This is a genomic window from Aeromonas sp. sif0611 (assembly GCF_019218845.1).
GTDB lineage: Bacteria > Pseudomonadota > Gammaproteobacteria > Enterobacterales > Aeromonadaceae > Aeromonas > Aeromonas media.
Map to the genome: position 1 here is coordinate 829,022 of NZ_JAHUWU010000001.1, position 15,002 is coordinate 844,023.

Below are 15,002 nucleotides of genomic sequence, written 5' to 3' on the forward strand. Positions count from 1 at the left end.
AGGAAGCCAATCGGCATGGGAAAGTGGTTCAAAGTACACTCGGTCAGCAGCGCCATCGGCCGCTCCATGGTGCTGATCCTGTTCATGGCCAGCCTGATCGCCGTGGTGGCCATGGTCACCCTCTTCTACTCGGTACCCGACGCCAAGGCGATCAACCTGTCGGGATCATTGCGGATGCAGGCCTATCGCATGGCCTACGAAATCGAGAAGGATCAGGCCGTCCTCGGCCGGCTCGACCAGTTCGAGCAGACACTGCACGCCTCCGAGTTGCAGGAGACCCAGCGCTGGATCACCCCCGCCTCCTTGCGCCGTACCTATGGCGAGGTGCTGCTGCAATGGCAGATGATGCGCGAGCACATCGAGAACGCTACCCCCAGCCGCTACACCGACAACACCGAGCAGTTCGTCGCCGCCATCGATGACTTCGTCAACCAGATGCAGTATCACGTGGAGTTCAAGGTGCGCATGCTGGCGCTGGCGGAGGGGCTGGGCTTGCTCTCCATCATCACCATCGCCTGGTTCACGGTGCGTTTCACCCGCCAGCAGGTGGTTGCCCCCCTCAATCAGCTGGTCCATTGCGCACGCCAGATCCAGCGCCAGGAGTTCGACCTGACCCTGCCCCCCCACTGCGAAAACGAGTTGGGGGAACTGTCTGGCGCCTTCGCCACCATGGCGGACGAACTCGGCAAGCTCTATCGGGAGCTGGAGAGCAAGGTGGAAGAGAAAACCGCAAAGCTGCAGCAGGCGAACGACACCCTCTCCTTCCTCTATTCCACCGCCCAGAAGCTGCACGCGGCGCCACTGAGTCGGCGCACCCTGCAGAAATTGCTGGAGCGGGCCGCCGCCCATCAGCACATCGACTACATCAGGCTGACCCGCTTCGAGCACAATGCCATGCCGGTCTACATCACCGGGCGCAAGGGCTGGCCCGGAGACCTGGATGCCGTGGTGAGCTTCTATCTGCAGATGGATGATGAGGAGTACGGCCGGCTCGACATGATAAGCGCTCACCCCATCGACGAGCGGCTGATGAAGAACTTCTCCATGCTGCTGGCCCAGGTGCTGCACAAGGATCAGACCTTGCTGCAACACCAGCGCCTGCTGCTGATGGAGGAGCGTGCCGTCATCGCCCGCGAGCTGCACGACTCGCTAGCCCAGGCGCTCTCCTACCTCAAGATCCAGTCCACCCTGCTCAAGCGCTCCGTCGCCAAGGGGGATAATGGCAAGGCCAAAGCCGCCATGGAGCAGATAGACGAAGGGCTCAGCAATGCCTATACCCAGTTGCGCGAGCTGCTCGGCACCTTCCGCCTCAGCATCGGCGACGCCAATCTCGGCGAAGCCATCGGCGTCATGCTGGAGCAGCTCAAGCCCCAGACCCGGGCCGAGATACGGCTCCAATACGGACTGACTGATACGGATCTCGAGGCGGGGCAGCACATACACATCCTGCAACTGATCCGTGAGGCAGTGCTCAATGCCATCAAACATGCCTGCGCCCAGCGCATTGACGTTAGCTGTGAGACCCTGGCTGATGGTAACATCCAGGTTCAGATTGCAGATGATGGTGTCGGAATAGGGGGCGCAAGCTCGGCGGTGAATCACTACGGTCTCAGCATCATGAACGAGCGTGCCAGCAAGTTGCACGGTCAGTTGACCATCAGTGAACCGTCTTCCGGGGGCACCCGTGTACACCTGACTTTTCCCACCAGCCTAACAAGAGACGCCTGATGGACGAGATGAAATATAGTGTTCTGGTCGTAGATGACCATCCCCTGATGCGCAAAGGCATTGTGCAACTGCTGGAGCTGGAAGATAACATCGAAGTGATAGGTGAGGCTTCTAACGGCACTGACGCCGTAGCCATGGCCAAGGAGTCCGAACCGGACCTTATCCTGCTCGATCTCAACATGAAGGGCTTGTCCGGCCTCGATACCCTCAAGGCCCTGCGCGCCGAAGAGGTTACCTCCCGGGTCGTGATCCTGACCGTTTCCGACGCCCGTCAGGACGTGGTTGCCCTGCTCAAGGCAGGCGCCGATGGTTACCTGCTCAAGGACACCGAGCCCGACATGCTGCTCGGTCAGCTGGCCGATGTCATGACCGGCAAACAGATCCTGAGCGAGCCCCTGCGTCCCTATCTGGAAAACATCTATGAGCTGGACCATCTGCAACAGAAGCTGGAAAGCCTGACCCGCCGCGAGATGCAGATCATGCGCGAGATTGCCAAGGGTCTTTCCAACAAGCAGGTCGCCTCCGTGCTCCACATCTCGGAAGGCACCGTCAAGGTGCACGTCAAGAGCCTACTGAAGAAGCTCGAAGCCCAGAGCCGGGTGGAAGCCGCCGTCATGTACCTGGAGCAGCGCAACTAGACTCCCATGTTGTCCTCTCACTCATACCAGCCAAGGCCCCGTCATTTCGGGGCTTTTTGCTGGATACAGCACAGCCCCAGCCTAACAGAATGTCACCGGCTCCACTCTCGCAACTTATTGAGAAAATGCATTATTATGTTTGGGAGACGACGCATGGAGGGCGCACGGCATGACACCGGAACAGATCGAACTGGTACAAAGGGCATGGGGCAGGGTCACCGCATTGAACAACACCTATGTTCAGGAGGTGTATACAGAGCTGTTCCGGCTGTCACCTGACTTGATCAACCTCTTTCCCGATCCTGCGGGAATGCCGGTCACCAAGGTGTCTGAGACCCTGAACACGGTGATCACCAGCCTGGAGCAGCTGGATGCCCTGGGTTTCATCATCCGGGATCTCGGCAGACGGCATCGACAGTTCAACGTGCAGTCACACCAGTTCGGCCTGTTGAAACAGGCATTGACCCTGGTGCTGGCAAGACGGCTGGGAGAGCACTTCACACCGGCGCTGTCTGAGGCCTGGTCACAAATGTACGACGAGATCGCCGCCCTGATGCTGGAAGGGCTCGGTCAGCACACCCCATCCGCCGTCTAGCCGTTTCTGCCATCTCGTCTGACAGATCCTGCCGCTGAAGATGGATGGCAGATGCGCATTTTGCAGGAGAGTCATTTGCAATATGCGAACGCAACCCCATTCTGCAGATGGGGCATGTACGAGCCCCTATAAACTCGCCTGAATCCCTCTCTGGCGAGTCCCATTCCTGTCCTTAGAGCATAATCTAATATATTGATTATTAATGAATATTTAAATTTCCTTCATCATTTTTCTACCGAGCCTCCATTTTCCTCGTGCTCTGGCACAGTCACTGCATTGTCATATTCAGATGCAACTTATCGGAGGATGGAACATGAAACTTCAACACTTGGCACTGTTCCCCTTGCCCTCACACATACTGCCGGGCGGGAAACTCCCCTTGCGTCTGTTTGAGCCTCGCCACCTGCAGATGCTCAAGGAGTCCTTCATCGATGATCGGGGCTTTGGCATCGTGATGGAAGAGAGCACCAGCACGGGCACCTGCGGGCGTATCCTGCCAGTCGGCACTCGCGTCAAGGTGACAGATTTCTATACCCTCAACGATGGTCTGCTCGGGGTCACCGTGCTCGGTCTGGAACGTTTCTGCATCCACGAAATGGAAACGGATGAATCCGGATTGCGCCACGCTCAGGTGGAAACCCTGCCCAACTGGCCGAGCGCGCACTCGGACTTCAGCGACAAGCAGCTGGTCAGCAGATTGCAGGAAGTATTTGAACAATATCCAGAACTGGATGAGCTCTACCCGGACAAGCAGTTCGACGACGCGGCCTGGCTCTGTCAGCGCTGGCTCGAGATCCTGCCCATGCCGATCTATGAGAAACAGATGTTGATTGCCAAACAGAACAGTGAAGCGGCGCGCCAGTTTCTGCGCCGACTGATCGCACAGTGAGTCAGAGAGTGAGTCAATACGTGATTTGCAAAACGCGAATATCCTGACCGGAAATTCTTACAATGAAAAGATGGAATTCGCAATTCGCAATCACCGGTGGCGATAACAACAGATAACTCCGCTACCAGCCGCAAATAACAGGTCATGAAAAGTTGGCACGACTTTTTCATACAAGACCGTACAACCCGATTTATCCCGTGCTCTCTTCAGTATTTGCTGAAGAATTGGTCAACCACCAGGTTGACCATTTTTTTTACCCAAAATCTGGCTATGGAAGCCGGCAATGGCGCAGCAAACAACTGCGCAGCCGGGCCAGGCTGATGGGTTTGGCCAGAAAATCGTTCATCCCCTGGGCCAGACAACGCGCCCTGTCCTCCGTCATGGCATTGGCCGTCAGCGCTACTATGGGAACCTCGCACCCCATGGATCGCAAGCGGCGGGTTGCTTCCAGCCCGTCCATCTGCGGCATTCGCATATCCATCAGGATGAGGTCCGGTCGCCGCTCACCGACCTGTGCCAGTGCCTCCAGGCCATTGCTTGCAAGCCTCACCCGACACACCAGCTTTTGCAGCATGAGCGACACCACCAGCTGATTGACCGGGCTGTCCTCCACCACCAGCACATCCAGATCCAGCATGGAGAGCCCCTGGGTGGCGGGGCTGACTGCCTCGATGCAAGGTGAGGCCATCCCGGGCAACTCGAACCAGAAACAGCTGCCCTGCCCCGGGGTGCTCTGCAGGCGGATGTCCCCCCCCATGAGTTGCACCAGCCGCCGGCAGATGGCCAGCCCAAGCCCGGAGCCGGAAAAACGACGGCTGGCCGAGCTGTCGACCTGATAGAACGGCTCGAACAGCAACGCCTGATCCTCGGGGGATATGCCAATCCCGGTGTCGCTGACCGACACCCTCAGCCGCTCATCCTGCCATTCCAGCGCGAGCCGCACGCTGCCGGCGGCGGTAAATTTCACCGCATTGCCGAGCAGATTGCCAATCACCTGGGACAGGCGGACCGCGTCCCCCTGCAGGTGAGACGGCACTTGCTCATCCAGCTGCCAATGCAGCGCTATGCCCTTGGCTCGGGCCTGCGCCTGCAGCGGCTCCACCAGCGCTCGGCACAGCTCGGCGGGTTGAAAAGGCTCGCAGTGCAGGGCCAGGGTATGGGATTCAATCTTCGAGAAGTCGAGCACATCGTCGATGATGGTCTGCAGCAGATGGGCAGAGTGGGTGGCGTGGCCAAGCAGGGTCTGTTGAGGAGTCTCGAGCCGACCGTGCTGCAGCAGATCCAGCATCCCCAGCACCGCATTCATGGGGGAACGGATCTCGTGGGTCATCATGGCCAGGAACTGGGACTTGGCACGGTTGGCACTCTCGGCCTCATCCCGCGCCCGCGCCAGCTCCTGCTCGCGGCGGATCTGGCTGCCAATCTCCCGCGCCGTGCCACGATAGCCGATGAAGGCGCCGCTAGCGTCATGGCAGGGCTCGGCATTTATCTCCATCCAGCAGGGTCCGCTGGCCAGCGTCACCTGGGCGCGCATCGCCCGCACCGGCAGATGGTGAGCGATCTGGTGCTGATACTTGCACCAGGCGGGATCCTGCTTGTCGTGGGCAAAGTCATAGAGGCTGCGCCCCGCCTGGCGGACAAGCGCCTCCCCCTGATAACCGGGGGCAGAGACATAGCTCAGCCTGTGCTCGGGATCCGTCTCCCAGAACCAGTCGGACGCCATGGCGGCAAAGCTGCGAAAGCGCTGCTCGCTCGCTTGAAGCGCCAGGGTCTTGAGGTCGACCTGCTCCTGCAGGCGCGCCCGATAGGCAATGTTGACCAGCGCCTGGGAGATGAGCGGGCGACAACGCTGCATCGCCGCCTTGCTCTGAAGATCGAAGGTGCCCGCGGTACTGTGCCGGCAGATGAGCACCCCGGAAAAGCCCGGCGCCTGCAGCCCCGTCATCATGACGCTGGCCCAGCCCGCAGCCCCCGCCAGAGCAGCCAGCTCGGGCAACTGGGCCGGATCATAGATGACCAGGGTTTCCCCGGCGATGGCGCGGGAGAAGAGCGGCGTCAGCGGCCAGATGCGGCCGACCTCCCCGAGTTGGGTGCTCAGATGCGTGGTGCCGCGCGTGCTTTCCCAGGCGACCACGTCAGCCTGTTCGAAGCCGATGAAGGGCTTGAGCGCCAGGATGAGGCTGTCCAGTACCTGCTCGAGGCTCTGAGCCTGTGCCAGTGTTGCCACCCCGCACAGCAGGGCCTGCGACTCCTGACGGTATCTGGCCTCCCGCTCCCGGCAACGCATCAGCTCCACCAGCGTGGTTTGCAGCTTGTCACCCAGGGTTTCGAGTTCACTATTGCCTATCATCTTGTGTCCAGCACCGTGTCAGCTCTCGAGGAAGATTACGCTCGACACCATGAGGTTGCCATGGGCCAGCTCACCGTGGGGCAATCGCCCCTGCTCGCCGAAGGTAAATGGTGTGATAAAGGGGATCTCCCCCAGCCGTTGACTGAAGTGACCGACGACATCGCTGAGTGAGTCCCCCAGCGCCAGACGGCAGCCCGCGCAGAACACCACCAGGGCACCGATGGGTTGCAGGTTCCCCGCCATCCCGTATTCGGGTTCGATGCGCACCGCATTCAGGCTGCGCTGAAGCAAGCCTTCCTGACTGCTGTACATCAGTTGCAGGCGCTCCCCCAGCCGGGTTTCGGTAAACAGACGCAACCCTTCCCGCGCCGTGACAGCATCGGGGTGGGAAAGCTTGTAGTAAGGTATCTCATCGAGCGTCCCGACCTGCCGGGCCAGCGGGGAGAGGGTCGTCTCCCGCAAAATGGGGCCCACCGGCCAGGGGACCTGGCGCTCTGTCCAGCGGGCGTAGACCCGGGCCGCCGGCTCATTGTCTATGGTCAGTACCTCGCGCCCCTCCAGCGCGGTAATGATGCCATGGCGCTCGGTGGGCACATAACCGGAGTGGAACTGGAAGGCCAACTGGCAATCGGGATAGAGCACCGCCACCACGCAGCCCTGCGTCCCTTCCCCCTCATCCCAGCACAGTTGCCACTCGCCGGTGACCCCGTCGTCAGCCGCCGACCCGCCGACGACGGGAACCGTCGCCCCGAACTCGGCATCTATGCCGGCTAGCACAGCCTCTTCCTGGCCCGGGCTGGTGTGCAGCAAGATGAGTTGCGGCAACTCGCCGGGACGCCCACCATCCGCAATGGCGCGGCGCAGCAACTGGCGCACATCCAGCTTATCCCCTGCCTGGCCGGCTACGCCGTAGGCCCCCTTGTCGTCATAGAGGGCCGCCACCGCGAGACTCCAGCCCAACAGACCATGATGGCCAGTCTGGGTCAGGATACCGCCACAGGAGCTGCACCCGATGAGCCGGACATCGGGAAAGCGGGACTTGAGTGCACGGCGCAGTACCGCGGCATCGTGAGCTTGGGTAAAATAAACCAGCAACAGCGACGGGGAATGGGGTGATTGAGCGAGCAGCCGTTCAACTATCTGTTGGGCGGCCAGCGGGGTCGTCTCGGCAAGGGAGTGAGCCGTCAGGAAGTTCAACACCATCTCCTAGTGGTATGCGATGCTCTGGCATCAAGCAAAAATCATACCTTTATCAAATAATTACCTGGTCATGCGGACTAGCATGATACTCACTGGCCCACACAGGATGACGGCATGTGGCAGAAAAATATCAATGACTTTGAGCGGGTCGTCGCCATCGGCGGTGGACACGGCATGGGTCGGGTGCTCTCTTCTCTCTCGTTTTTAGGCACTCGGCTGACGGGCATTGTCACCACGACCGATAATGGCGGCTCCACCGGACGCCTGCGCAAGAGCCAGGAGTGCATCGCCTGGGGCGATCTGCGCAACTGCCTCAATCAGCTGGTGACCGAACCCAGCATCGGCAGCCGACTGTTCGAATATCGCTTCACGGGGCGCGGCGAGCTGGCGGGTCACAACCTCGGCAACCTGATGCTACTGGCACTCGACAATCTCTGCGTCCGTCCCCTGGATGCCATCCGGCTCATCAGTGACATGCTGAACATCGAGCCCAGCCTGCTGCCCATGTCCGAACATCCCACCGATCTGTGTGCCCACACCGTCTGTGGCGATCAGATCCTGGGGGAGGTTTCCATCGATCAGCTCACCACACCGCCACGGGCCCTGAGCCTGAACCCGGTCGTGCCGGCCACTCGTGAGGCGATCGATGCCCTGAACCAGGCCGACATGATCATTCTGGGGCCCGGCAGCTTCCTCACCTCCATCATGCCGCCCCTGTTGCTAAACGAGGTAGCCGAGGCGATCCGCGGCAGCGGTGCCATCGTCGTCTTCATCAGCAATCTGGTGGCCGAAAACGGGCCAGCTGGCAAGCTGACACTGTCCCACCAGCATCGCTGGCTGGAAGAGCGGATCGGCCAGGGTCGGATCGATGCCATCCTAGCCCCCGAAGGCCATGGGGCCCCCGAGCTGCAGCATTGCCTGGTTCTGGCCAGTCTGGGTGAGGCGGCCCTGCCCCATCGCCACGATCGCCTCAAACTTCGACAGGCGCTGGATGCGGTGATCCTGAGCTGGTACGCAGAGCGTGACAAGGCGGGCTAAGCCGCCAATGCGGCCTAGTGATACTGGGCCAAATGGGAGAATACCTGCGGCAGGGAGTGTTCGAGCTGTTCGAGCAGGCGAGCCGCCTCCTCCGCATCTTCCCCGCGACAGGCGAGCTCCAGCGCCATGACCTGACGATAGCTGGGCTCGGCACCGTAACTGCCACAAGAGGACTTCATGCTGTGAGCGAGGCGGGCCAGGGCGGTCCAGTCCCGCTGATCAAAGAGCGGCCTGAGCTGGGCAAGTTGCCCGCCCACCTCCTCGACGAACACCGAAATGACGACCGGCATCATGTCGTGACCTATGTCATCTGCCAGTTGCCGCAGCACTTTCTGATCCAGCCACTCCATCTTCTCTTCCCTATGATGGTATTCAAACAGGCCACAATATAGCCGACCCGCACACCGGCTGTCATCCACTCTCCGGTGAGACTCGAGCGAAGTGCCTTGCCGCCATCAGAGTGTGAGCCAGTTCAAGTTATCAACACCCAGTCACAGGCAGGAAAGAGATAAATGTTGCCACAAAATTAACAATAACGTAACAATGCAAGCCATGAGAATGATGCGGCTCAGCAACACCTCTCTCATCCCTTTTTGCCTGTATGGCTGCTGCGAAGAACCAGGGTAGGATTCTACCCTGGTATTTTTTATTTACGGGTCAGCAGCTTGGCTGCATTGCCGTATTCCAGCTCACCCAGCCTGAACAGGCAGAACTCCCCTGGCACCATCTTTACCCAGCTCTCGTTGCCGGTGAGCGGGCGGGTGGCTATCAGCGTCACCACGTCATTCGGAGTGGTCTCGCTCTGGAAGTCGATGGCCACGTCTTCATCCAGCAGACGGGCCTCGCCAAAGGGCGCCCTGCGGGTCAGCCAGTAGAGGTTGTTGCTGCAATAGGTCATCACGAACTCCCCATCCGACAGCAACATGTTGAACACCCCGAGTCCACGCAGCTCGTCGCACAGGGTCGCGAGATAGCGGAACATGGCGGGGAAGTTCGCCGGACGCTTGGGGTATTTCTGCTCCAGCCTGTCGAGCAGCCAGCAGAACGCGTGCTCGCTGTCAGTGTCCCCCACAGGACGATGACGCCCGGTCGGCAGCCTCTTGTAGCCGGTCAGCTGGCCGTTGTGGGCAAAGGTCCAGTAGCGTCCCCACAGCTCGCGGGTGAAGGGATGGGTGTTTTCCAGCGACACGCATCCCCGGTTGGCCTGCCGGATATGGCTGACCACGGCGCGGCTCTTGATGGGCAACGCCTGCACCAGCTTGGCGATGGGTGACTGGGCACTGGGTTCGGGATCCTTGAAGGTGCGAAAGCCTCGCCCCTCGTAGAAGGTGATTCCCCAGCCATCCTTGTGAGGGCCCGTCTTGCCGCCCCGCAGCATCAGCCCGGTAAAGCTGAAGCAGATGTCGGTCGGCACATTGGCGCTCATGCCGAGCAGTTCGCACATGTCCAGTCCACTCCCTGAATTAATTGATCATCTTTGCGTCAATCAGTGAACTCAAGCTGGATGCGAGGCGCCAGGATCGGTCATTGGCCCCCCGGCTGCCCCACCCGCCCTCTCTGATTACTTGGCCATCTCTTTTTCGACCAGCTGGATCAGGATGTGAATGACCTTGATGTGCACTTCCTGGATGCGGTCGGCATAGCCGAAGTGCGGCACCCGGATCTCGACATCGGCCAGGCCTGCCATCTTGCCACCGTCCTTGCCGGTCAGGGCGATGACCTTCATGCCTTTGGCGCGGGCAGCCTCGATGGCTTTGAGGATATTGCCGGAATTGCCGCTGGTGGAGATGCCGAGCAGCACGTCGCCACGACGGCCGACCGCTTCCACGTAGCGGGAGAAGACATAGTCATAGCCAAAGTCGTTGGAGACGCAGGAGAGGTGGCTGGGATCGGAGATGGCGATGCCGGCATAGCCAGGGCGGTTCTCGCGATAGCGGCCGGTCAGCTCTTCGGCAAAGTGCATGGCGTCGCAGTGGGAACCGCCGTTACCGCAGGAGAGCACCTTGCCCTCTTCCTTGAAAGAGTCAGCCAGCAGTTTGGCGGCCGCCTCTATGTTCTTCAGATTTTGCTCATCGGCCAGAAAGGCCTGGAGCACGCCGGCAGCTTCGGTCAGTTCATTGCGGATAAGTTCTTGGTACATGGCGTCTGATGTCTCTTTGTATCGTCCAACATAGGGTTCTGCATTGTCGCACAAGCCAATCCAGTCGTCGCCCCCCTGCCCGCCAAGATGCGGCCTGCAGTACGTTAGGGCGATCACGGTGTTAAGGTAACAAGCTTGTAAACATCTTGATAATTTTGTGCGTATGAATTACAACAGGGACCACATCCAACAGGTCAGACCTCTGGATCAGTTAACCCACGTTTTCCCCAACTTCGGCAACTCATGCAAGGAGCGAAAAATGACGACGACCCTCACTCTGTTCGGGGTGATCCTGGTGATCGGCGCCATGGCTTACCGCCGGGCGTCACTGTTCACCGCCACGCTTGCCACGGCCGCCGCCCTGGTCGCCGGCGCCCTCTATGGCCATGTGCCCCTGCTGGTGTGGGTGCTGTTCGCGGTGATCGCCATCCCGCTCAACCTGGTGGAGTTTCGTCGCAACCAGCTGACCAAACCCCTGTTCAAGATCTACAAGTCCATCATGCCGGAGATGTCTCGCACCGAGAAGGAAGCCATCGAGGCGGGCACCACCTGGTGGGAAGCGGATCTGTTTGCCGGCAATCCGAACTGGAAGAAACTGCACGCCATTCCGGTGAGCACCCTCTCCGCCGAAGAGCAAGCCTTCATGGATGGCCCGGTTGAAGACGTGTGCCGCATGGTCAACGACTGGGAAGTGACCCACGAGCGGGCCGATCTTTCTCCCGAGGTGTGGCAGTACCTGAAGGACCACAAGTTCTTCGCCATGATCATCAAGAAGAAGTACGGCGGCCTGGAGTTCTCCGCCTACGCCCAGTCCTGCGTGCTGCAAAAGCTGTGCGGCGCCAGCGCCGTGCTCGCCTCCACCGTCGGCGTGCCCAACTCCTTAGGGCCGGGCGAACTGCTGCAGCACTACGGCACTGACGAGCAGAAAGACCACTACCTGCCCCGTCTGGCAGTCGGCAAGGAGATCCCCTGCTTCGCCCTGACCAGCCCGGAAGCGGGCTCGGATGCCGGCTCCATTCCCGACTTCGGCGTCGTCTGCAAGGGTGAATGGGAAGGGGAAGAGGTGCTCGGCATGCGCCTGACCTGGAACAAGCGTTACATCACCTTGGCCCCTATCGCGACTGTGCTGGGTCTCGCCTTCAAGCTGCGCGACCCGGATCACCTGCTGGGTGAGGAAGAGGAGCTTGGCATCACCTGTGCCCTGATCCCCACTGACATCAAGGGCGTCGAGATAGGCCGCCGTCACTTCCCCCTCAACGTACCGTTCCAGAACGGACCGACCCAGGGCAAGGATGTGTTCGTGCCGCTCGACTTCATCATCGGCGGCCCGGCCATGGCCGGCCAGGGCTGGCGCATGCTGGTGGAGTGTCTGTCGGTCGGTCGCGGCATCACCCTGCCCTCCAACAGCACAGGGGGCGTCAAGATGCTGGCCCTGGCGAGCGGTGCCTACAGCCGCATCCGCCGCCAGTTCAAGCTGCCCATCGGCAAGATGGAAGGCATCGAAGAGCCGCTGGCACGTCTCGGTGGCAACGCCTACATCATGGGCGCCGCCGCCAAGCTGACGGTGACCGGCATCGATCTGGGCGAGAAGCCGTCCGTCATCTCCGCCATCGTCAAGTACCACCTCACCGACCGTGCCCAGAAGTGCATCATAGATGCCATGGACATCCACGGCGGCAAGGCCATCTGCATGGGCCCGAACAACTACCTGGCCCGCGGCTATCAGGGTGCGCCCATTGCGGTCACGGTTGAAGGGGCCAACATCCTGACCCGCAGCATGATCATCTACGGTCAGGGCGCCATCCGCTGTCACCCCTATGTGCTGCCGGAGATGCTGGCCGCCAGCCATCCCGACAAGGAGCAGGCGCTGAAGGATTTCGACAAGGCGGTGTTCAGCCACGTCGGCTTTGCCATCAGCAACCTGGTGCGCAGCTTCTGGCTGGGCATCACCGGCGCCCGCTTTGCCGCGGCACCGTACAAGGATCAGACCAAGGGCTACTACCAGCAGCTCTCGCGCCTCAGTGCCAACCTGGCCTTCCTGTCCGATATGGCGATGGGCACCCTGGGTGGTGAACTCAAGCGCAAGGAGCGGGTCTCCGCCCGCCTCGGCGACGTGCTGAGCCAGCTCTATCTCGCCTCCAGCGCCCTCAAGCGTTATCAGGACGAGGGGCGCCAGCAGGCCGACCTGCCGCTGCTGCACTGGGCACTGCAAGACGCCATGTTCAAGGCACAGGAAGCCATCGACGAGTTGCTGCGCAACTTCCCGAACCGCTGGATTGGCCTGGTCCTGCGCGTCATCGTATTGCCGCTGGGTCGCGACATGAAGCGTCCCTCCGACAAGCTGGACAGCCAGGTTGCCCGTCTGCTGCAGACCCCGAGCGCCACCCGCGACCGCCTGGCCGAAGGGCAGTACCTCACCCGCGAGGAGGGCAACCCCTTCGGGTTGCTGGAACAGGCCCTCGATGACGTGCTGACCGCCGAGCCGCTGTTTGACAAGGTGTGCAAGGCAGAGGGCCGCAAGCGTCCCTTCACTCAGCTCGACAAGGTGGCAGACGCCGGCCTGGCCCTTGGCGTCATCAACCAGACCGAGGCCGACCTGCTGCACCGTGCCGAAGAGAGCCGTCTGCGCACCATCAACGTCGATGACTTCGACCCCATCGATCTGGTGGCCAACAAGGCGCTGTTTGAAGCGTCGGCCTATCACAGGGCAGCCTGATGCCATGAATGCCAAAACGCCTCCCTCCCGGAGGCGTTTTTCATGGTGCGATCAGCCCGATAGAGACTGGAGAAAGAAGATAAACCGATGGGATCATATTTTGGATATCTATCCGTTTCCTATCTTGAATGAAGCGGTTAAGGTAGGCACAGGATCACACACAGGATTGCGTAATGGATGATCAAATCCTGATTATTGACGATGACGATCTTCCCCAAACAGCAGAGCGACCCGCCGGCTGGAAGGTGATGATAGTGGACGACGAACCCGAAGTGCACCGCATCACCAAGATCACCCTGAACAAGTTCGAGTTCGACGGCAAGCCCATCGATTTTCTGCACGCCTATTCCGCCACCGAAGCCAAGGCGCTGCTCGCCACCACCCCGGATGTTGCCCTGCTGCTGCTCGATGTCGTCATGGAAGCCGATCACGCCGGTCTGGAAGTGGTCAAGTTCGTGCGCGATGAACTGCAAAACAAGATGGTGCGCATCGTGCTGCGTACCGGCCAGCCCGGTCAGGCGCCGGAAGATGACGTCGTCACCAACTACGACATCAACGACTACAAGGACAAGACGGAGCTGACCTCCCAGAAGCTACGCACCCTGCTGCGCGCCAGCCTGCGATCCTACCGGGACATTCGCACCCTGGAGAGCAATCGCCAGGGGCTGGAGAAGGTCATCGAAGCCTCCAAGGGGATCTTCGAGCAACGCGCCCTGCGCCAATTCGTCGAAGGGGCGCAGACCCAGCTCAGCGCCCTGCTCAATCTGGAAGAGTCCCAGATCTACGACGTGAAGCATCTGGCCTACGAGGTACGGGATCAGGTGCTGGAACCGCTGCTCAGCGAGGGCCCGGCCCTGCGCCTCAGTGAGGCGCCAGCCATACTGCGCTGCGCCATGGACAAGGGTGCCAACGTCTACGACGGCAACCAGATGGTGCTCTATTGCCAGAACCCCCGTCACCACCTGCTGTTCCACATCGAGACCACTCGCCCCCTCAGCCAGATGGATACCGGCCTGCTGAGTCTGTTCACCGAGAACATCATAGTGGCGCTGGAGAACATCCGGCTCAACGAGGTCATCGGCGACAATCAGCGCGAGATCATCTACCGCATCGGCGAGCTGGTGGAGAGCCGTTCCAAGGAGTCCGGCCTGCACGTCAAGCGGGTGGCACTCTACACCGAGCTGTTCTGCCAGTTGCTGGGCATGAACGAAGACAGGTGCGAGCTCATCAAGCGCGCCTCTCCCCTGCACGACATCGGCAAGGTGGGGATCCCGGATGCCATCCTGCACAAGCCGGGTAAGCTCACCCCAGAGGAGTGGGAGATCATGAAGACCCACGCCCAGCTGGGACAGGACATGCTCTCCGGCAGCGATCTCGCGCTGTTCCAGATAGGCGCCACCATCGCTGGGAACCACCACGAGAAGTGGAACGGCAGCGGCTACCCCCGCGGGCTAAAGGGGGAGGACATACCGCTGGAAGGACGGATCGTCGCGCTGGCGGACGTGTTCGATGCCCTGGGCTCGGATCGCTGCTACAAGCAGGCCTGGCCGCTGGACCAGGTGCTGGCGCTGATCAGAGCAGAGAAGGGAGAGCACTTCGATCCCCTGCTGGTGGATCTGATGCTGGCCAACCTCGAGAAGTTCCTCGAGATCCGCGAGCAGTACAAGGACGTCTATATCGGCGCCCACTGAGACAGGGGGTACAACGA

At 60.7% G+C, this 15,002-nt stretch carries 12 protein-coding genes; 7 read left to right on the top strand and 5 right to left on the bottom strand.

The window, feature by feature from the left end; translation table 11 throughout:
• Positions 1-15 precede the first annotated feature (15 nt).
• The 4 genes from narQ (at position 16) to KW824_RS03645 (ending at position 3,850) form a co-directional block, all read left to right on the top strand.
• Positions 16-1,728 carry a nitrate/nitrite two-component system sensor histidine kinase NarQ gene (gene narQ / locus KW824_RS03630; RefSeq protein ID WP_043132876.1) on the top strand — a complete coding sequence of 571 codons (1,713 nt, stop codon included), beginning with the start codon at positions 16-18 and terminating at the stop codon, positions 1,726-1,728.
• Positions 1,728-2,366 carry a two-component system response regulator NarL gene (gene narL / locus KW824_RS03635; protein ID WP_005325544.1) on the top strand — a complete coding sequence of 213 codons (639 nt, stop codon included), beginning with the start codon at positions 1,728-1,730 and terminating at the stop codon, positions 2,364-2,366. The genes narQ and narL overlap by 1 nt, the downstream gene beginning before the upstream one ends.
• 169 nt (positions 2,367-2,535) lie before the next feature.
• The gene (locus KW824_RS03640; RefSeq protein ID WP_171269159.1) at positions 2,536-2,961 is read left to right on the top strand and encodes a globin domain-containing protein; all 426 of its coding nucleotides are present in this window, start codon (positions 2,536-2,538) and stop codon (positions 2,959-2,961) included.
• Between the two features lie 313 nt (positions 2,962-3,274).
• A complete protein-coding gene (locus tag KW824_RS03645; protein ID WP_171269541.1) occupies positions 3,275-3,850 on the top strand; it encodes an LON peptidase substrate-binding domain-containing protein in 576 nt (191 codons plus the stop codon).
• A 268-nt stretch (positions 3,851-4,118) separates the two neighbouring features.
• Here the strand turns inward: KW824_RS03645 and KW824_RS03650 are convergent, their stop codons facing one another.
• The gene (locus tag KW824_RS03650) at positions 4,119-6,200 is read right to left on the bottom strand and encodes an ATP-binding protein (protein WP_218408935.1); all 2,082 of its coding nucleotides are present in this window, start codon (positions 6,198-6,200) and stop codon (positions 4,119-4,121) included.
• Between the two features lie 18 nt (positions 6,201-6,218).
• Positions 6,219-7,403, bottom strand: a complete 1,185-nt coding sequence (locus tag KW824_RS03655; RefSeq protein WP_218408936.1) for an FIST signal transduction protein — start codon at positions 7,401-7,403, stop codon at positions 6,219-6,221.
• Positions 7,404-7,514: 111 nt separating this feature from the next.
• Between KW824_RS03655 and yvcK the strand changes: the two genes are divergently transcribed.
• Positions 7,515-8,438: a uridine diphosphate-N-acetylglucosamine-binding protein YvcK gene (yvcK, locus tag KW824_RS03660; protein WP_218408937.1), complete on the top strand. Its 924-nt coding sequence runs from the start codon at positions 7,515-7,517 to the stop codon at positions 8,436-8,438.
• A gap of 14 nt (positions 8,439-8,452) precedes the next feature.
• Here yvcK and KW824_RS03665 read toward each other — a convergent pair whose 3' ends face one another.
• From KW824_RS03665 to lpcA, 3 genes are all read right to left on the bottom strand, one after another.
• Complete coding sequence (locus tag KW824_RS03665; protein WP_218408938.1) at positions 8,453-8,788, bottom strand: Hpt domain-containing protein; 336 nt, start codon at positions 8,786-8,788, stop codon at positions 8,453-8,455.
• Between the two features lie 296 nt (positions 8,789-9,084).
• Entirely contained in the window at positions 9,085-9,882 is a 798-nt protein-coding gene (locus KW824_RS03670; protein WP_005325551.1) for a class II glutamine amidotransferase, read from the bottom strand.
• Positions 9,883-9,999: 117 nt separating this feature from the next.
• Positions 10,000-10,578 (bottom strand): D-sedoheptulose 7-phosphate isomerase, encoded by a 579-nt coding sequence (lpcA, locus tag KW824_RS03675; RefSeq protein WP_005325554.1) that lies wholly within the window; start codon positions 10,576-10,578, stop codon positions 10,000-10,002.
• 259 nt (positions 10,579-10,837) lie between these two features.
• Here lpcA and fadE point away from each other — a divergent pair, with 259 nt between their 5' ends.
• Together fadE and KW824_RS03685 are read left to right on the top strand one after the other, a co-directional pair.
• Positions 10,838-13,294, top strand: a complete 2,457-nt coding sequence (fadE, locus tag KW824_RS03680; protein ID WP_218408939.1) for an acyl-CoA dehydrogenase FadE — start codon at positions 10,838-10,840, stop codon at positions 13,292-13,294.
• A 173-nt stretch (positions 13,295-13,467) separates the two neighbouring features.
• Entirely contained in the window at positions 13,468-14,985 is a 1,518-nt protein-coding gene (locus tag KW824_RS03685) for an HD domain-containing phosphohydrolase (protein WP_043132857.1), read from the top strand.
• The last annotated feature ends 17 nt before the right edge of the window (positions 14,986-15,002 follow it).